The sequence below is a fragment of the Flavobacterium granuli genome (assembly GCF_031456055.1).
GTDB lineage: Bacteria > Bacteroidota > Bacteroidia > Flavobacteriales > Flavobacteriaceae > Flavobacterium > Flavobacterium granuli_A.
The window spans coordinates 524319-544881 of the sequence record NZ_JAVDTX010000001.1; the positions used below are offsets into that span (position 1 = coordinate 524319).

Below are 20563 nucleotides of genomic sequence, written 5' to 3' on the forward strand. Positions count from 1 at the left end.
AATGAACAAAAAAACAATCTTAATTATTTTTTATTTTTTGCTAATGATTCCGATAAAATCAATGTCGCAATCTGTAATGAATCAAAAAAACAATCCTGATCCAGTAACAGCAGCAGAACAAGAGCAGGTCATTGATTCAATCAGTTTATTATTGAATAAAAAATACGTTTTTCCAGAAGTGGCAAAAAAAATGAGTGAATTGATTTTATCAAATTTCAAAAGCGGCTTATATTCCTCTATCACAGACCCCGTTTTATTTTCCGAAAGATTAACCACAGATCTATTGTCCATAAGCAAGGATAAACACATACACGTTAAATTTAATCCCACACTTATTAAAGAATTAAAAGAAACAAATAAAAATCCAGGTCAAGATGAACTTCCTGCATCTGTTCTTGAACAATGGAAAGCAAACAACTACGGTTTTAAAGAAGTCAAAATACTTGAAGGTAATATTGGGTATCTTGATTTGCGTAACTTTAGCGATCCTTCACTTGGAGGTGAAACTGCAGTTGCTGCAATGAATTTTCTTTCTAACACCAATGCTCTAATTATTGATCTAAGAAAAAACGGTGGTGGATCATCAGAAATGATTCAGCTGATCATCAGTTACCTTTATAATTCAGAACCTGTTCATTTAAATAATTTTTATTACAGACCAACTGACTCAAATACGCAAACATGGACTTTGCCTTATATAAGCGGAAAACGTATGCCTAATGTAGATGTTTATGTTTTAACAAGTAAACGAACTTTTTCGGCTGCAGAAGAATTTAGCTATGATTTAAAAAACTTGCATCGTGCCACAATTATAGGCGAGAATACAGGCGGCGGCGCTAATCCCGGTGGAGAAGAAATAGCAACAGACCGTTTCACAATCTTTGTCCCATTTGGAAGAGCAATTAATCCAATAACTAAAACAAATTGGGAAGGAACAGGTGTACAGCCTGATATTGAAGTACCAGCAGATGATGCACTATTAACTGCACAAATAAAAGCTTTGGAAAAATTGACAGCAAAAGAATATCAAAATTCAAATAAAAAATATACATGGCTATTGACTTCAATAAAAGCAAAACAACATCCTTTGGTATTAAAACCGAAGGAATCCGAAAATTATATTGGTAAATTTGGTTCAAGAATCATAACTTATGAAAACGGTAATTTATATTATCAAGTGGATTCAATTCGTAAATCCAAGATGCTGCCTCTTGAAAAAGACATTTTTGACTTAGAAGATAACATGATACGAGTAGAATTTAAAAAAGTAAATAACAAAATCTCAGGCATCACAGTTGTTAATGCAAACGGAACTACAAAAAGTTACGAGAAGAATTAAACGTTAATCCTTATTTGAATTTAACGAGAAAACATAGATTAAAGAATCCAAATTATAGTATTAAATTTCAGATTTTTAAACCAAAACAAATTAACATCGAATAGCATGAAAAAACTTAGTATTTCCCTTTTAGCCCTTCTTGCATTTAGTATCCATTCTTTTGCACAAATAACCGAAAAAGAAGTGGACAATGTAGTTAATCGAACTCTAACCGCCTTTAATGTTCCTGGAATTGCGATAGCAATTGTAAAAGATGGGAAAGTGGTTCTAACAAAAGGCTACGGAGTAAAATCTATTCTAACCAATGAAAAAGTAGATGCAAATTCACTTTTTGGAATCGCTTCCAACAGTAAAGCTTTTACAAGCGCTGCTTTGGCTATGCTAGTAGACGAAGGCAAACTAAAATGGGATGATAAAGTCATTACCTATCTGCCGAATTTCAAAATGTACAATGATTATGTAACCAATGAATTCACCATTCGAGACTTATTGACTCATAGAAGCGGATTAGGACTTGGCGCTGGAGATTTGATGATTTGGCCTGATGGAAGCAATTTTACGGCGCAGGATATCACCCAAAATTTGCAGTATCTGAAACCAGTTTCTGCTTTTAGAACGCAATATGATTATGATAATTTATTATACATCGTTGCTGGAGAAGTAGTCCACAAAGTAAGCGGTATGAGTTGGTGTGATTTTATTGAAAGCCGAATTATGAAACCACTAGAAATGAATAACAGTGCAGCTTCGTTTGTTCGTTTGAAAGACACTAGCAATGTAATAGCTCCTCACGTACCTATTAACGGAAAACTAAAGGTAATTTCGAGATATAAAAATCAATTATTCGATGCGGCAGCAGGGATTTACTCAAGTGTAAACGATTTGAGCAAATGGGCAATCATGCAATTGAACAATGGAAAATATAGTTCTGAAAACAAGCAATTATTCTCTGAAAAAGAGCATACCGAAATGTGGACTCCACAGACTATAATTCCTGCAAAGACAAAACCACCTTATAATACTCATTTTAGTTCTTATGGATTGGGTTGGTTTTTAAGTGATGTAAAAGGATACAAGCAAGCAACTCACACTGGTGGTTTAGAAGGAATAGTTACTCAGACAACCTTAATTCCTGAGCTGAATTTAGGAATTATAGTATTGACTAACCAGCAATCAGGTGCTGCTTTTAATGCGATAACTAACACCATAAAAGACAGCTATCTTGGAATCAAATCGGAGGATTATGTTACGATTTACAGCAATAGAGTAAAAGCCACTGAAGAATCAGCAGATAAAATAACCGACGAAGTTTGGGCATTGGTTGCAAAAAATAAAAAGGATAACATCAAAATTGACTTCAATAATTACGTTGGCACATACAAAGACAATTGGTTTGGACAAATTGTAATCAGCGAAAAGAAAGGAAAATTGTATTTTGCTTCCAAACGTTCACCACAACTTTCAGGAGAATTATTCCTTCACAAAGACAAAAATTTGGTCGCAAAATGGAATAATGCTTATTTCCATGCCGACGCACATTTGTTTTTTGAATTTGACGCAAACGGAAAAGCAATTGCAATCAAAATGAAACCCATTTCTGAGCTGACCGATTTTAGTTACGATTTTCAGGATTTAGATTTCAAGAGAGAAATGTAGATTTTAGAATATAAAAATGCAGGTTTAGATTTTAATACAAATTCAATAAAATAGTATGAAGAAATTCAGCATTTCCCTTTTAGCCCTACTTACATTTAGTTTTCATTCTTTTGCTCAAATTACAGAAAAAGAAGTGGATAATTTAGTCAATCGAACTTTAACCGCCTTTAATGTTCCCGGAATTGCAGTAGCAATAGTAAAAGATGGAAAAGTGGTCTTAGCAAAAGGATATGGAGTAAAATCTATCCTAACAAACGAAAAAGTAGATGCTAATACTCTTTATGGGATTGCTTCCAACAGCAAGGCTTTTACATCTGCTGCTTTGGCAATCTTAGTGGACGAAGGCAAACTAAAATGGGATGATAAAGTCATTACGTATCTGCCGAATTTCAAAATGTACAACGACTATGTAACCAATGAATTTACGATTCGGGATTTGTTGACTCACAGAAGTGGATTGGGTCTTGGCGCAGGAGATTTGATGTTTATACCCGACGGAAACGATTTTACAAGACAGGATATTATACAAAACTTGCAGTATTTGAAACCAGTTTCAGGTTTTAGAACGAAATATGACTACGACAATTTATTATATATGGTTGCTGGAGAAGTAGTTCATAAAATAAGTGGTGTTGATTGGTGCGATTTTGTTGAAAACCGAATCATGAAACCATTGGAAATGAATAACAGTGCTGCTTCGTTTGTCCGATTAAAAGACACCAGTAATGTCATTGTTCCCCACGTACCCATTGATGGAAAATTGAAAGTGATTTCGAGAGACAAAAGTCAAATATTGGATGCGGCTGGTGGTATCTGTTCAAGTGTTAACGATATGAGCAAGTGGATAATAATGCAACTAAACAATGGAAAATACGGTTCTGAAAACAAACAATTATTCTCCGAAAAAGAACATAACGAAATGTGGACTCCACAAACTATAATTCCTGTAACTACAAAGCCACCTTATAACACACACTTCGGTTCTTATGGATTGGGTTGGTTTTTGAGTGATATAAAAGGATACAAACAAGTAACTCACACGGGAGGTTTAGAAGGAAACGTTACCCAGGTTACCTTATTTCCTGAACTTAATTTAGGTATTATAGTTTTGACTAATCAACAATCTGGTTATGCTTTTTATGCAATATCTAATACTATAAAAGACAGTTATCTGGGAATCAAATCAGATGATTATGTATCGATTTACCGGGATTTTGAAAAAGAGGATGAAAAATCGGGAGATGAAACTACTAATGAAGTCTGGGCATTGGTAACCAAAAACAAAAAAGACAATATTAAAATCAACTTTAATAATTACGTGGGGACATACAAAGACGTATGGTTCGGTGAAATTGTAATTAGCGAAAAGAAAGGAAAATTGTTTTTTGCTTCAAAACGCTCTCCGAAACTTGCAGGAGAATTATTTCTTTACAAAGATAAAAACTTGGTCGTAAAATGGAATAATGCTTATTTCCATGCAGATTCACATTTGTTCTTTGAATTTGATGCAAACGGAAAAGCAATTGCAATTAAAATGAAACCGATTTCTGAGATAACTGATTTTAGTTATGATTTTCAGGATTTGGATTTCAAGAGAGAAATGTAGATTACAGATTTTAGAATAGAAACAAATCAAATCCAATAGTATGAAAAAAATCAGCATTTCCCTTTTAGTTTTTCTTGCATTTAGCATCCATTCTTTTGCTCAAATTACAGAACAGGAAGTGGACAATTTAGTCAATAGAACTTTGACCACTTTTAATGTTCCCGGAATTGCAGTAGCAATAGTTAAAGACGGAAAAGTGGTACTGGCAAAAGGTTACGGAGTAAAATCTATACTAACCAATGAAAAAGTAGATGCAAACACTCTTTATGCGATTGCTTCCAACACCAAGGCTTTTACATCTGCCGCTTTAGCAATCTTAGTGGACGAAGGCAAAGTAAAATGGGATGATAAAGTCATTACATATCTGCCAAATTTTAAAATGTATAATGATTATGTAACCAATGAATTTACGATTCGTGATTTGTTGACTCACAGAAGCGGATTGGGGCTTGGCGCAGGTGATTTGATGGTTTGGCCTGGTGGCACCGATTTTACAACTCAGGATATCATAGAAAATTTAAAATATCTAAAACCGGTTTCGGCTTTTAGAACCAAATATGATTATGACAATTTATTATACATCGTTGCCGGCGAAGTAGTCCATAAAGTAAGCGGTATGAGTTGGTGTGATTTTGTCGAAACCCGAATTATGAAACCATTGGAGATGAAAAATACTGCCGCTTCCTTTGTCCGATTAAAAGACACCAGCAATATTATTGTTCCCCACATTCCCGTCAATGGAAAACTAATAGTAACCACAAGAGGCAAAAGTCAAGTATTGGATGCTGCGGGTGGTATTTATTCGAGTGTGAACGATATGAGTAAATGGCTGCTAATGCAATTGAACAATGGAAAATACGGAACAGAAAACAAACAATTATTTTCAGAGAAAGAACACAATGAAATGTGGACTCCACAAACTATAATGCCTGCAACAACAAGACCACCGTACAATGTCCATTTTAGTTCTTATGGATTGGGTTGGTATCTAACTGATGTAAAAGGATACAAACAAGTGAGACATTCTGGAGCCTTGGAAGGAATTGTCACTTTAGTTACTCTACTTCCAGAGCTTAATTTAGGAATTATAGTTTTGACTAATCAGCAATCTGGCGATGCTTTTTACGCGATATCTAACACTATAAAAGACAGTTATCTGGGTGTAAAATCGGATGATTATGTTACTATTTACAGAAAATGGGAAAAAGAAGATGAGGAAGCAGGGGATAAAACCACTGACGAAGTTTGGGCATTGGTTGCTAAAAACAAAAAAGAAAATACTAAAATCGATTTCAACAATTACGTTGGTACTTACAAAGATGTATGGTTTGGAGAAATTGTTATTAGTGAAAAGAAAGGGAAGTTATTTTTTGCTTCCAAACGTTCTCCTGGACTTACAGGAGAATTATTTCTTCACAAAGACAAAAACCTTGTTGTAAAATGGAATAATGCCTATTTCCATGCCGATGCACATCTGTTTTTTGAATTTGATTCAAACGGAAAAGCAATTGCAATCAAAATGAAACCAATTTCTGAGTTAACCGATTTTAGTTACGATTTTCAGGATTTGGATTTAAAAAAAGTATTTTAAGATACAGAAGGCAGAATTCAAATTACTGAATTCTGCCTTCTAAAATCTACAATCTAAATTCTAAAATCCCTTTCTCTCCCTTGCACATCTCCTGAAAAATTGTTATTTTTAGGACTTGAACCATGCCGCTATGATAGAAATCGATATAGAAAAAGAAAATAAAGCAATTGCACAAGAATATAAAGAGTTACTGCGCATCAGTTACCAAACCCTAACCGCAGAAGATAAAAAACTGATACGCAAGGCATTTGATGTAGCCGTTGATGCCCACAAAGATCAACGTCGCAAATCGGGTGAAGCCTATATCTTCCACCCTATTGCGGTTGCCAAAATTGTAGCTTCTGACATTGGCTTGGGAGCAACATCTATAGCAGCAGCCTTAATGCACGACGTTGTTGAGGATACTCCAATCACCGTCAAAGACATTGAAAAAATGTTTAATCCCAAAATTGCCCAATTGGTTGAAGGATTAACTAAAATTTCATTGGTACAAAAAGACCTTAATGTATCGATGCAGGCAGAGAATTTCCGTAGAATGCTTTTGACCCTCAATGATGATGTTCGGGTAATCCTTATAAAAATAGCCGATAGATTGCATAATATGCTCACTATGGACTCGATGGAAGACCACAAACAAGTCAAACTCGCATCTGAGACCTTATACATTTACGCTCCATTAGCACATCGATTAGGGCTTTATAAAATCAAAAACAAACTTGAGGATTTAGGACTAAAATATACTGAACCAGAAAGATACAACTCTATTGTTAGCAAAATAAGAGAAACCAAGGAAGAACAAGATCTTTACATAAAAGACATTTCCGAAGTACTCCAAAAAGCATTAGATGAAGAAAATGTAGATTACATCATCAAAGGCCGACCAAAGTCTATTTATTCGATTAATAGAAAAATGTTGGCACAAAATGTAAGCTTTGACGAAGTCTACGATAAATTTGCTTTACGCATCGTCTATAAATCAAATCCACATGATGAGAAATTTCTAGCATGGAAAATTTACTCCATAGTAACCGATCATTACAGACCCAGCCCAAGTCGTTTGCGTGACTGGATTTCCTCACCAAAATCAACTGGTTACGAGGCATTGCACATAACCGTCATGGGACCAAAAGGTCGTTGGGTAGAAGTACAGGTTCGAAGCGAGCGTATGGATGAAATCGCCGAAAAAGGATATGCAGCACATTACAAATACAAAAACGGAGCCACCGAAGAAAATGGTCTCGACGTTTGGTTAAATCTTTTGAAAGAAGCCCTTGAAAACTCAGAAGCGAGTGCAGTCGATTTTGTAGAAGATTTCAAAATGAACTTGTATTCCAAAGAGATTTATATTTTTACCCCAAAAGGAGAAATCAAATCCCTACCAAAAGGCGCCACATCACTGGACTTTGCTTTTAGCATTCACTCCGAGATTGGAATAAAAACAAGAGGAACAAGAGTCAACGGAAAATTAGTCCCATTAAATTATGAACTAAAAAGCGGGGATCAGGTAGAAATCATCACCTCTCCCAACCAAAAACCAACAATCAACTGGCTTGATTACGTAACCACTTCAAGAGCAAAAAACAAAATTAGAAATGTCCTCAACGAGAACACTAAGAAAATTGCCGAAGACGGAAAAGAACTGCTTACTCGTAAATTAAAACACCTTAAAGTCACACTAAACGAGCAAAGCATCAACGAACTGGTCAACTTTTTTAGACTAAAAACAAGTTTGGATTTGTTTTATAGAGTCGGTGTGGGCTCCATTGACAACCAACAATTAAAAGATTATGCTGCCCAAAAAAGCAACACTTTAATCAACTTTTTCAAAAACAAAATCAAGCGTTCACATAGCACTGCCGACGAAGATATTCACAAACAAGTTATCAGCAGCAATTACGACATGCTCGTTTTTGGAAAAACACACGACAAACTCGATTACAAACTCTCCAGTTGCTGCAACCCAATCCCTGGGGACGAAGTTTTTGGTTTTGTAACCATAAATGACGGTATCAAAATCCATAAAAAAGACTGTCCAAACGCAATTTCCCTTCAATCCAATTATGCGTACCGAATCATGCAGGCCAAATGGATCGATTCCACTCAGCAAGACTTCAAAGCAACCATTAACATTATGGGAATGGACACTTTGGGACTTACAAACGAATTGACAAAAGTGATTTCCAACAACATGAATGTCAACATTCAAAGCATTTCTCTTAACGGTGAAGCAGGTATTTTCAAAGGTCAAGTATCAGTAATTGTACCCAACATCACCATTCTGAAAAAGTTAATGGACAACATCAAAAAAATTGACGGAATTGACAAAGTAACTCGAGTTTATAAAAACTAACAAAAAACATCGAATACAAAAACAAACTTTAAAAGTCAAAATTGTGATAATCGCATCCAAAAGACAAAAATAAATAGTTTCAAAAATCTTTTGGGCGTGCCACCATTAAGAAAAGAGGCCAACTTAACAAACCGTCGATTCGGCCTCTTTCCCTAATGCTGTCGGGCTATTCGCGCTACCTCGGTAGCTAGTTCCTATCCCTCACGCAAACCACAAGATCTTTATGTTTTCATAAAAACAGCATCTATTTTCCGTCGTTAAAGCCTAAAAAATAAAATACTAGATTCAGAATTAAAACTCTAAATTTTTATACTTTTAAAATAATAATTTATCTTTGCAAGATATGACACTCATTTCCACAGATAACAACAAAAATCAGGAGATTGTAAAAAATGTTTTTACAATGTATCTCGAAAACAAAGGACACCGCAAAACCCCAGAACGGTATGCTATCCTTCAAGAAATATACGACAGTGAGGAACATTTTGATATAGAAAATCTATACCTCAAAATGAAAAACAAAAACTACCGTGTCAGTAGAGCCACCCTTTACAATACAATCGAATTATTATTGGATTGTGCCTTGGTTCGTAAACATCAGTTTGGACAAAATCAAGCACACTACGAGAAGTCTTATTTCGACAAACAGCACGATCATATCATCATGACCGATACTGGTGAAGTAATTGAATTTTGTGACCCACGAATTCAAACCATCAAAAAAACAATCGAAGAGATTTTTGATATCGAAATCACCAATCATTCCCTATACTTATACGGAAACAAGAAAAAAACAAACACAGAAAATACAATAGAAAATTAACTGCAAATAAAACTTAGAATGACTGTAGATTTATTATTAGGATTACAATGGGGAGATGAAGGAAAAGGAAAAATTGTTGACGTTCTTACATCAAATTATGATATAATTGCTCGTTTTCAAGGAGGTCCAAACGCAGGACACACTTTAGAATTTGATGGAATAAAGCACGTTCTTAGAACTATTCCTTCTGGAATTTTTCATAAAACAGCCATAAACATTATCGGAAACGGAGTGGTAATTGACCCAGTAGTTTTTCAAAAAGAAATTGAAGGTCTTGAAAAATTTAATTTGGACATAAAAAGCAAATTAATAATTTCTAGAAAAGCACATTTAATTTTACCAACACACCGCTTACTTGACGCAGCTTCTGAAGCTTCAAAAGGAAAAGCAAAAATTGGTTCTACACTTAAAGGAATTGGTCCAACTTACATGGACAAAACTGGTAGAAACGGATTGCGTGTTGGAGATACTGAATTAGAAGACTTCAAAGAACGTTACAGAGCTTTGGCTGACAAACATGAAGAAATGATTAAATTTCACGATGTTAACATTCAGTACAATTTGGCTGAAATGGAAAAAGAATTTTTCGAATCTATCGAAGTTTTAAAAACATTAGATTTTATTGACAGCGAAGAATACTTAAACCAAGCTCAAAGAGCAGGGAAATCAATTCTTTGCGAAGGTGCACAAGGTTCATTATTAGACGTTGATTTTGGAACTTATCCATTTGTAACTTCTTCTAACACTACTGCTGCTGGTGCTTGTACAGGTTTAGGAATTGCGCCTAATAAAATCAAAGAAGTTTACGGAATTTTCAAAGCTTACGTAACTCGTGTTGGTAGCGGACCTTTCCCTACTGAACTTTTTGACGAAGATGGAGCTACAATGGCCAAAGTAGGAAACGAATTTGGATCGGTTACAGGAAGACAAAGACGTTGTGGATGGTTGGATTTAGTAGCATTAAAATATGCTGTTCAAATCAACGGAGTTACACAATTAATGATGATGAAAGGTGATGTTCTTTCAGGTTTTGAAACGTTGAAAGTTTGTACTGAGTACAACTACAAAGGAAAAACAATTTCACATTTCCCTTATAACATCGAACCAGAAAATGTGACTCCTGTATTCAAAGAATTCAAAGGATGGCACCAAGATTTAACAGGTATGACTACTTATGATCAATTGCCTATTGAGTTAAAAGAGTACATCGAATTTATAGAGAAGGAAGTAGAAGTTCCTATAAAAATTGTTTCTGTCGGACCAGACAGAAAACAAACAATTCTTAAATAATAAACTAACGTCCCGATAAACCGGGACGTTTCTTTTTAATATTAATTAGCTAATACTATGTCAAATCCTAAATACAAAATTCAGAAAACAGAATTACTATCCGACAATTGGTACATCCTAAATAAAGTAACCGTTGACTATCAAAAAAAAGATGGTTCTTGGGACACTCAACAGCGAGAAGTATATGACAGAGGTAATGGAGCGGCAATTTTGCTATACAATAAAACCAAAGGGACTGTCATTTTAACCAAACAATTTAGATTACCAACCTATTTAAACGGAAATAAAAGTGGCTTATTAATTGAAGTTTGCGCAGGATTGCTAGACGAAGACAACCCTGAAGCCTGTATCATCCGTGAAACTGAAGAAGAAACGGGATATCGCTTGGATTCGGTTAAAAAAGTTTTTGAAGCCTATATGTCTCCTGGAGCTGTAACCGAAATTCTGCATTACTTTGTAGGAGAATATGATTCTAGCATGAAAGTAAGTTCTGGTGGCGGATTAGCAAATGAACACGAAGAGATAGACGTTATCGAAATCCCTTTTGTCCAAGCTTATGTTATGATAGAATCCGGCGAGATAAAAGATGCCAAGACCATCATGTTATTGCAGTATGCCAAAATCCATAATTTGGTTTAACACAAAGAGAAATAATAAAAAATAAAAAAGAGCACTATAACTAAATGGTGCTCTTTCAATTTTTAATTGTAAACTTATAAATTAGGCTGTGGTGTCAGTCGCAAATACGGTTTTACGCGAGTATGTCCTTTAGGAAATTTAGTTGGAATATCACTATCCGGAATAGCTGGAATTATAACAACATCTTCACCACTTTTCCAGTTGGCTGGTGTAGCAACACTATAATTAGCTGTCAATTGTAAACTGTCAATAACTCTTAGCAATTCTTCAAAATTCCTTCCGGTTGATGCAGGATAAGTCAGCGTCAATTTAATTTTCTTGTCCGCACCAATAACAAAAACCGAACGTACAGTAAATTTTTCGCTTGCATTAGGATGAATCATATCATAAAGCACTGCCACTTCCCTATTTTCATCTGCTATAATTGGAAAATTAACTGTAGTATTTTGAGTTTCATTTATATCTTTTATCCATTCCTTATGAGACTCTAATCCATCAACACTCAAAGCAATGACTTTTACATTTCTCTTTACAAATTCAGGATAATAATTCGCCACTGTACCTAATTCAGTAGTACAAACAGGCGTAAAATCTGCAGGATGCGAAAATAATACTCCCCACGAATCGCCTAACCATTCATGAAATTGTACAGTACCCAATGATGTTTCTGCCTTGAAGTCTGGAGCTAAGTCTCCTAATCGTAATGTTCCCATAATTCTATAGTTTTAATATATTTTAGTTTTTTTTAAAATTAAATAAAAAAACAACTAGTTCAACAAAGAATATATATCAAAGTCTTATTAGATAAAACGCATCAAAAAAATCCAAAAAATCAAGGTTATAAATGAAATGGGAATTCCAAAACCAATCATCATGCTACACAATCTAGGTTTCAAACCATAAGTCGAAGTCAAAATGCAACCTGTAATCATTGGTGCCATTGCTGATTCCAAAATAGCCACTTCAATATCCTTTCCATGCTGATGAAACACCACCACATAAAGAAAACAGATAATAGCAGGAAATAAAATTAATTTATAGAATAAACCCAGTCCTAGAAAACTCCAGTGCATACTTCGTTTTTCAAAACGCAATTGCAAACCCACCGAAAGTAATGCCAAAGGTGTCACAGCACTACCCATCGATTTCAAGAACAATTGTCCCCACTCAAAAAAATCAATTTGGAAAACATTCATCAAACAAGCAATACAAAAAGTAACGAAAGGAGGAAAAAAAACAATCTTTTTAGCAATTTGTACACTATTCAAATTCCCCTTAGAATATACTGTTGCTACTAAAACACCTAAAGTAGAAAGCACCACAAATGTTCCAGGCTGATCCACTATAATTGCAGTTTTCAAGCCTTCCTCTCCATACAAAGCTTCAATTATTGGAAACCCTAAAAAAGAAGTATTACTGAGTCCCGCACAAATAATCAAACAACCAATTAGTTTTCTGGGCCAACCTCTTTTTTTACCCAAGTAACTAAAAAAGAAATATGAAATTACAAATCCAATCCAAGCCACTCCAATAGGAAACAACAATTGATTGTCCCATTTAATCTTCGGAATATAATATAATGCTAATGCGGGAAGGCAAATATAAACGACAATCCAATTTAAAATCTTATGAGTATTCTTAGGGATTTGCTTTATCCTTTGTAAAACAAGACCTAAAAACAAGAAAACAAAAATGAGAATAAAGTTGTTCATCACATGAAATAGAATACAAAAATACTACTAAAAACATTTTTAACCCAAAACCGAGTAATTTATATTTGACAAAAAAAGTTTCAGCAATAAAAACAGTTTCAAGAATTCGTCTTTTGAAACTGTTATTGTTTTGATTACTTTTACTTTCAAAAGAAATATTTTGTCCATCAAAAAAAACAACCCAAGCGCCTTAAATGAAAAAGATGGTATTTCACCTCCTGAAATCATCAGCACAAGTGCTATACAACAAATCAAAGTATCCAGGAAGAAACAACCTTCTGAAAAAGAACTAATCGATGGGATATTGGAGGGAAATATAACGGCGCTCAGCCGTGCAATCACATTAATTGAAAGTACAAGTATTACCCATCTAGAGAAAGCAAACAATGTTATAAACGGATGTTTGCCTCATGCCAACAAATCAATTCGAATAGGAATCACAGGAGTACCGGGTGTTGGTAAAAGTACTTTTGTTGAAGCTTTCGGTAAACACTTAACAAGTTTAGGAAAGAAAGTAGCCGTTCTAGCAGTCGATCCAAGCAGTACTATTTCACATGGAAGTATTCTGGGAGACAAAACCCGAATGGAAGAATTGGTAAAAGACAAAAATGCATTTATTCGACCTTCGGCATCTGGAGAAACTTTGGGAGGCGTTGCTCGTAAAACCCGAGAAACAATTACACTTTGCGAAGCATGTGGGTTTGATATTATACTAATTGAAACTGTAGGTGTAGGTCAAAGTGAAACGGCTGTTCACAGCATGGTCGATTTCTTTTTACTTCTAAAAATTGCAGGTGCGGGTGACGAACTTCAAGGCATCAAGCGTGGTATTATGGAAATGGCCGATGCAATTATTATCAATAAAGCCGATGGTGACAACATTAAAAAAACACAATTGGCAAAAGTGGAATTCAACAGAGCATTGCATCTTTTTCCAGCAAAAAAATCAGGATGGATTCCAACTACAGCAACCTGTAGTGCTTTGACCCAAGAAGGAATTGACTCAGTTTGGCAAACAATTTTAAATTATCTTGAATTAGTAAATTCAAACCATTATTTCGTAGAAAAACGGAAGGAACAAAATCAATTTTGGATGATGGAAAGCATTGACGAAAAATTGAAAAATCATTTCTACAATCAACCAAACATTATCCAGTTATTAGATTCCACTAAAAAAGCAGTTCAAAATAATGAGATATCTCCTTTTGCAGCAGCACAAATTTTATTAGATAGTTATTTTAAAAAATAACATTTTCAGTCTTATTCAAAAAAATAAAAAATGCAAAAGCCGATTGACAACTTTTGCAGTTTTAATTTTTATTCAACAGATATTTTATTTCTAAAAAAATAAGCAATTATTAAAAGAAATAATTATTCTTTCTCGTAGCGATCCATTTCTCTATCATAAAATTCATTAGCAAGAACAATAAGTCCTTCCATTTCGGCGTTCAATTCTGCTTCATCCAAGTCTTCAGCTTCTTCCATAAATTCAACCTCATCGTCTTTTAGATTGATGATGAATCTTGGGTAATCCAAGTGGATGATAAAAATATCATCTGGAAAATCAGTATTGTCTCCTAGTAAAAATTTTGGTAATTCCATGTTTGTATATTTGATCGCAAAGTTCGCAAAGTTTTATGCAAAGTCCGCAAGTTATTATTTATTTTCTATTTGTCTGACAAAATTACTTCGTTTTTATCACCTGAATGCTCCATAACCAACTTTCTTGTCAAACGCGCAAACCGAATATACAAAAACAAAGCTGCAGCAGTCAGTCCAGCCAATAGACCAATCCAAACGCCAACCGCTTTTAATTCTGTATATTTCCCCAAATAAAAAGAAATCGGGAAACCTACAATCCAATATGCCACAAAAGTAATATACATTGGAACTTTCACGTCCTGCAAGCCTCTCAAAGCACCCAAAACGACCACCTGAATTCCATCAGAAATTTGAAAAATTGCAGCTATCAATAACAACTTTGAAGCAATCATAATGATTTCATTGTTATCCACAACCTGCGTTGGATCATGCATATTTAAAAATAAATGAGGCAGAAAATTATGAAAAACCACAAAGATCAATGCAAAAAATGCCTCGGTAATTACTGCTAACAAAAAGATAGACCGTGCTACGACAATTAAATTTTTATAATCTGCCACTCCTCGAGAATGCCCAACCCTAATCATCGCAGTAACACTCAATCCCATAGCAACCATAAATGTTGACGAGGCCAATATAAGAGCAATTTGATTGGCCGCTTGGCTATTTTTTCCCAAAGATCCCGAAAGCCATATTGCTGCCGTAAACAAAGTTACCTCAAACAGCATTTGCATAGCCGAAGGAATTCCTAGATCAACGATCTTTTTAATTATTGATTTTTTGATTTCTTTAAAGGTGAAATTTTTAAAATACTTTTTCATAACAGGATTGTGCTTCATCAAATAATGCATGAAAGCCACCATAAAAATTCTAGAAATTACAGTTCCTAATGCTGCACCTGTTACTCCTAATTTTGGAAAAATCCAAAAACCATAAATCAATATATAATTAAAAATCACATGCACGATATTCGTCAAAATTATAGAATACATTGAATATTTAGTCAAAGACAACCCATCTGCAAATTGTTTATACCCCTGATACATCACAACTGGAATCAAAGAAAAAGCAACCCAATCAATATAAGGAGCTGCCAATAACACAACTGCCTCTGGCTGATCCATAAAATACATCAATTGCTTGGACAGCACCGTTACCAAAAACAGCGACACTCCAAGAATAGTACACAATAACAACCCATGATGAAACGTAGTTCGGATTTTTTTATCATTTTTCTCAGCATCTGCTTCTGCTACCAAAGGTGTAATCGCTGTAGAAAATCCAATTCCAACAGCCATAGCCAAAAAAATAAAACTATTGCCTAGGGAAACTGCAGCCAACTCGGTAGAACCCAAATTTCCAATCATATAATTGTCCACAATCCCTATTAAAGTATGTCCAAGCATTCCTAAGATTACTGGATAAGCCAATTTAATATTATACGAGAATTCTTTGGTGTACTGGGAAAAGTTCATTTTAATTTATTAAGTCAGCAAATATAAATAGAAGCTTTCAATTGCATCAATACTATTAAAAATATAACACCCTTTTATTCGATATTTTTTACGTAAATGAAGTAATTCTGCAACAGTCCATCATAATTCTATAACAATTTCGGCAAGTCATGACCCTACATTTGCCCTGTTGTTCTGAAACAAATAAACAGAACAATCAAAAAACATCAACCTAAATTCAATTATGAAAACTACATTAAAAATTAAAATGTTATCTGTATTCGCAATCGCATTATTATTTACAAACAATTCACAAGCTCAAGAAGCAAAAAGCTTCGACCAAGGATTCCGATTAGGAATTGGTCTTAACGGAGGGATGCCTACAAACAATGACACATACGACTGGTCGCTAGGTGGAGATGTTCGTCTTCAATATGATTTAACTCCAAAAGCGTCTTTAACTCTTACAACGGGATTCACCAATTTATTTATTGATCAAAATATTAAAGATTTAGGTTTTATTCCTGCAAAAATTGGATTTAAAGCATTCGTTTGGGAAGATCAATTTTATGTATTAGGTGAAGTAGGTGGTGGTTTTGCTGTAACAAACGGTTATGACCAAAACACATATATCTGGTCTCCTGGAATTGGATATGCACACGACAATATTGATGTAAGTTTACGCTATGAAGCTTACACTGATTATGATACCAATCAAATTGCATTGCGTGTAGCCTATGGATTTGATTTGTAATAGAATTAGTACCTCTAAAAAAAGCCCTGAAATTCAGGGCTTTTTTTTTGTTCTTTAGTATTGCTTTTTATCGGTTAAAGTCTTCATAAAAGCAATTAGCTGTTTCTTTTCCATTGGCGTTAAATTTAATTTATCGATTGGCAACGTTTGATTTGGCAAATTAAATCCCAAACCATTTCCACCACCGCAATCATAGAAATCTACAACTTCTTCCAAAGTTTTAAAAACACCATTGTGCATATAAGGAGCTGTTAATTCAATGTTTCGAATCGTAGGTGTTTTAAACGAATAGCGATTCACTTCAGCTTTAGTCAAATCAAATTTTCCTAAATCTCCATCTATCTTTTTGTCTTTTCCGGGAACTCCCAGAACTTCGCTCTCTGATCTGTCAAAATTCGGAGGAATCGTTCCGTTTGTTAGCGGAATAAAATGGCAAGTTGCACATTTGGCTTTGCCAGCAAAAAGATTAAACCCTGCTATTTCATCGAGATTAAATTTTTCTTCTCCTCTCATAAAACCATCAAATCTAGAATCATAATTACTCAAAGACCGAATATAAGATGCCAAAACATTTTTAATCTCAAAAGCGGTAATTTCTTTGCTTGGAAAGGCTTTATCAAAATAAGCTGCATATTTTTTGCTCTTTTTTAAATCCGAAGCTGATTTCTCCAAAGATCCGTGCATTTCGTTCTCATTTGTGATAACGGCAACTGCTTGGTCTTCGAGATAATTCACTCTCGAATCATAAAAAAAGTTACGCTGAAAAGCAATATTGGAAAGCGTCGGCGTATTCCTTTTTATCATTTGTTTCCCATCCAATGTGACTGCTTTTTCCAAACCATCGGCAAAAGCCTTGTCGGCATAATGACAGGAAGCACAAGAACGGGTATTATTGCCCGATAAAACAGGATCATTAAACAACAATTTACCCAATTCTATTTTCTCTTTTGTTGTTTTGTAATCTGGAAAACCCGAAAAAGCTTCTGTATCAAAAGCATTTTTATCAAATAATGTTTGAGCTGAAACTTTCAATCCTCGGCTTTCCTTAAAAAAAGGAATTTTTAAATCTGATTGCGTTTCATAAATGGCTTTACTCAAAGGATTCAAATAATTTTTAATAAAATAGGCTCGGTCAAATTCATTAAACTTCAAATTCTTTTTCAAATAATCCTTCCCTCCTTCAAGTATTGCGAAAGTTTTGGGACTTTCTTCGTCTTCCTGATAAATAATAAGCTGCTCTTCGATAATTTCCAATGAAGTTATGGCTTCCGCTAAAGAATTTTGAGCAATCGGAGAATCAAATCCCGTTATCCCCAAAGTAATTATTCTAAAAACCTCCAGTCGCATCGCATCAAAAACAGAAGAATCTGTTAGTTCATTGTTTTTTGAAACCATTTCCAAACGGTATAAATTAGCGTTGAGAATCCCAATTTCTTTTAAGATTTCTTTTTTGGAATTCTTATCATACACTGGAAAAAAATATTCCTCAATTACCTGAAGACCTGCAGGAGGAACCGTAATTCCATCATCATACTCATACTCATCAAGAGCAGGTCCGTTTATGGCTTTGGAAACTGTCGGAAAATAATATTCGCTAATAGACTCGACCCTTTTATAACTTTGATGTGCTTTTAAAAATTGATTTTTCAGTTGTTTTTGAGTTGCTCCGTCTTCAACAAAACGCTGCAATTGGATAACATCTTCTCGCAAAACAACCAAATCCGAAAGGTACAAATCATTAATTTTCTCAGCCTTGGATTTAAAATCGGAACAAGAAAACAGTAAGAAACAAATTAAAAGGAAAACAATATTTTTCATATAAAAGTGTAAGAATAAAAAACAGAAATCACGGCTTCAAAAAATGAAACCGTGAGCTTCTGAAAAAAAATAAAAAAACTACAAATTATCTAGCTAATCCTTTGATTAATACAATTTGGCTTGCTTGCTTTTCATTTGGACGACCTCCGCCTCCATCAATATTCTTGTATTTATCTCCAGTCCAAGTATGAGGCTGAACACTTAATAAAAAAGTATCATCTATACCCAACTGCTCAGACACATCTATTAAAGCTCCATATTCCCAATCACCAAATTTAGAAGTCCCACCAACATTATATTTGTCAGCATCAGTTGCTGTACGACGGTGGTCTAATTCCACTACTACTTTTAACTGTTTTGTGGCAATACTGTACTGATAAATATAAGCATCATGTGTTTCATCACCATAACCATTGGCATCTTCTTCTACATAAACATAGTTTTTAGTTACACAAATATTATCTGGGTTTTGAAATTTTCCGGCAATCCCTGTACGGTCATCTCCATCAAGCAACACCTGCAAAGTACCAACCAAAGGATTTGCAGCATCCAAATTCAATTTATAAACTCTACCGTATTTTGTTCTGGAAGCATCTGCATTTGTTCCAGTCATATTTTGACCTGTAACATTAAAGTAAATTTCACGATCGGCAGCATCACCACCTTTTCTGTAATCAAGGTCTTCTACTCTACCAAATTTTATGGCAGATAAAGTATTTACAGCAGCATTAATTTGAGCTCCAGTCAAAGTAGTATGATTTTCAATTTTCACAAAAGAAACAGCATAATCCTTCCCGGTAACCATATCTTTTTCTCTTTGGTTACCATCCGTTCTTTTCATCATGTACAAAGAACCGTTTGTAAGATCACCAACAGTATTAGCCACATACATAAATACCTGACCTCCATAAGTTCCAGAATCGTCATCACCAATAACTACCACAGTTTTTCCAGCAAAAGCTGTTTTTCTCAAAGGCAAAGCATTTTCGGCGCTTAAACGTCCAAAACCAGCCAATTCCTTAGAAACACTTGCTGTTCCAACATCTCCATATGGATTCAAAGCATGAGTACGAGACTCTTCACCAGATTCACCAGAAGTCAAGTAAGTTGGCCCAAAACCATGCTCAGCTGGAGTAGCCATTGTTGCTCCACATAATCTCCAAGTACCCCCTTTTGAATTCAATAAATACTCTCCTTTTACTGGCTTGAATGTTTTGTCCAATGTTATTCTAGATACCGAAAAGTTATCTTCTTGATTTACTAAAAATGTAAAAGTCCCGTCTTCATTTTTTAATAATCCAGAACCATCTGCAGAACCTCCAAAAACATAATTTGGACTTCCCGCTAAAACATCGTCAGAACTAATAACAGAAAATAATTCAAGTTTTTCAAAACCTGCTTGTTTTTTCAACAAAACTGGAGTTACTGATTGATTGGTTGCCAAAACAGTACTATTGATTGGATTTTCTTCTGCACTTTTATCATTGTTACATGATACTAATGATGCAACTGCAAGCATCGATAGGATAATTTTTTTCATTTGGTTATTTGTTTAAATTCAACACAAAGAAACCTCCATATTTTTAACTGAAAATGAACTAAATATTAACAAAACTTCAATAAAAATCAATTTAAACATACTAAATGTCAATTATTTTACACAAACAGTCAAAATACACAAGAAAACAAAGCTGCAAAAAACCATCAGTTTCCGCTGTAATCCCTTTCAAAACAAAGATTCCATTTTCCTCTCCCATCAAAAAAGACTATTTTTGACGAGCTAATCCAGCTGTTCGCTACAAACGAAGTTCATCGAACTCCAATTGAAACAAATATAATGTGAGATAATCTTTTTCAAGAACTGCTTTTTTCAAAGCACTTGCAAGAGCTTCCTCTGGTCGCTTTGCCTGTACAAAAAAAAATAGTTGT

General features: G+C 34.6%; 16 protein-coding genes. 10 read left to right on the plus strand and 6 right to left on the minus strand.

All coding sequences use genetic code 11. From position 1 onward, the window contains the following. Position 1: 1 nt before the first annotated feature. The 8 genes from J2W95_RS02270 (at position 2) to nudK (ending at position 11294) form a co-directional block, all read left to right on the plus strand. Positions 2-1339 carry a S41 family peptidase gene (locus J2W95_RS02270; RefSeq protein ID WP_310003520.1) on the plus strand — a complete coding sequence of 446 codons (1338 nt, stop codon included), beginning with the start codon at positions 2-4 and terminating at the stop codon, positions 1337-1339. 105 nt (positions 1340-1444) lie between these two features. After that, the gene (locus J2W95_RS02275) at positions 1445-2995 is read left to right on the plus strand and encodes a serine hydrolase (RefSeq protein WP_310003522.1); all 1551 of its coding nucleotides are present in this window, start codon (positions 1445-1447) and stop codon (positions 2993-2995) included. 55 nt (positions 2996-3050) lie between these two features. After that, positions 3051-4601, plus strand: a complete 1551-nt coding sequence (locus J2W95_RS02280; protein ID WP_310003524.1) for a serine hydrolase — start codon at positions 3051-3053, stop codon at positions 4599-4601. A 40-nt stretch (positions 4602-4641) separates the two neighbouring features. Next, on the plus strand, positions 4642-6192 hold the full coding sequence (locus J2W95_RS02285) for a serine hydrolase (RefSeq protein WP_310003526.1): 1551 nt from the start codon (positions 4642-4644) through the stop codon (positions 6190-6192). A 130-nt stretch (positions 6193-6322) separates the two neighbouring features. After that, on the plus strand, positions 6323-8542 hold the full coding sequence (locus tag J2W95_RS02290; protein WP_310003528.1) for a RelA/SpoT family protein: 2220 nt from the start codon (positions 6323-6325) through the stop codon (positions 8540-8542). 343 nt (positions 8543-8885) lie between these two features. Continuing rightward, a complete protein-coding gene (locus tag J2W95_RS02295; protein WP_035637971.1) occupies positions 8886-9365 on the plus strand; it encodes a Fur family transcriptional regulator in 480 nt (159 codons plus the stop codon). A gap of 18 nt (positions 9366-9383) precedes the next feature. Next, a complete protein-coding gene (locus tag J2W95_RS02300; RefSeq protein ID WP_310003531.1) occupies positions 9384-10655 on the plus strand; it encodes an adenylosuccinate synthase in 1272 nt (423 codons plus the stop codon). A 57-nt stretch (positions 10656-10712) separates the two neighbouring features. After that, positions 10713-11294, plus strand: coding sequence for a GDP-mannose pyrophosphatase NudK (gene nudK / locus J2W95_RS02305; RefSeq protein WP_310003533.1), 582 nt, complete (start codon positions 10713-10715; stop codon positions 11292-11294). A 74-nt stretch (positions 11295-11368) separates the two neighbouring features. Here the strand turns inward: nudK and J2W95_RS02310 are convergent, their stop codons facing one another. Beyond that, positions 11369-12007, minus strand: a complete 639-nt coding sequence (locus J2W95_RS02310) for a peroxiredoxin (RefSeq protein ID WP_310003535.1) — start codon at positions 12005-12007, stop codon at positions 11369-11371. Between the two features lie 87 nt (positions 12008-12094). Then, the gene (locus J2W95_RS02315; protein ID WP_310003537.1) at positions 12095-13006 is read right to left on the minus strand and encodes an AEC family transporter; all 912 of its coding nucleotides are present in this window, start codon (positions 13004-13006) and stop codon (positions 12095-12097) included. Positions 13007-13166: 160 nt separating this feature from the next. On the opposite strand from J2W95_RS02315, the gene meaB reads away from it, so the two are divergent. Next, positions 13167-14255: a methylmalonyl Co-A mutase-associated GTPase MeaB gene (gene meaB, locus J2W95_RS02320; RefSeq protein WP_310003538.1), complete on the plus strand. Its 1089-nt coding sequence runs from the start codon at positions 13167-13169 to the stop codon at positions 14253-14255. Between the two features lie 122 nt (positions 14256-14377). On the opposite strand, the gene J2W95_RS02325 is transcribed toward meaB, so the two are convergent. Then, positions 14378-14608: a hypothetical protein gene (locus J2W95_RS02325; protein WP_310003542.1), complete on the minus strand. Its 231-nt coding sequence runs from the start codon at positions 14606-14608 to the stop codon at positions 14378-14380. A gap of 65 nt (positions 14609-14673) precedes the next feature. Continuing rightward, entirely contained in the window at positions 14674-16083 is a 1410-nt protein-coding gene (locus J2W95_RS02330) for an MATE family efflux transporter (RefSeq protein ID WP_310003546.1), read from the minus strand. Between the two features lie 223 nt (positions 16084-16306). Here J2W95_RS02330 and J2W95_RS02335 point away from each other — a divergent pair, with 223 nt between their 5' ends. Next, entirely contained in the window at positions 16307-16816 is a 510-nt protein-coding gene (locus J2W95_RS02335) for a hypothetical protein (protein ID WP_310003548.1), read from the plus strand. A 54-nt stretch (positions 16817-16870) separates the two neighbouring features. On the opposite strand, the gene J2W95_RS02340 is transcribed toward J2W95_RS02335, so the two are convergent. Both J2W95_RS02340 and J2W95_RS02345 read right to left on the minus strand, forming a co-directional pair. Then, positions 16871-18634, minus strand: coding sequence for a cytochrome-c peroxidase (locus tag J2W95_RS02340; RefSeq protein ID WP_310003549.1), 1764 nt, complete (start codon positions 18632-18634; stop codon positions 16871-16873). A gap of 85 nt (positions 18635-18719) precedes the next feature. After that, a complete protein-coding gene (locus J2W95_RS02345; RefSeq protein ID WP_310003551.1) occupies positions 18720-20174 on the minus strand; it encodes a PhoX family protein in 1455 nt (484 codons plus the stop codon). Positions 20175-20563 lie beyond the last annotated feature (389 nt).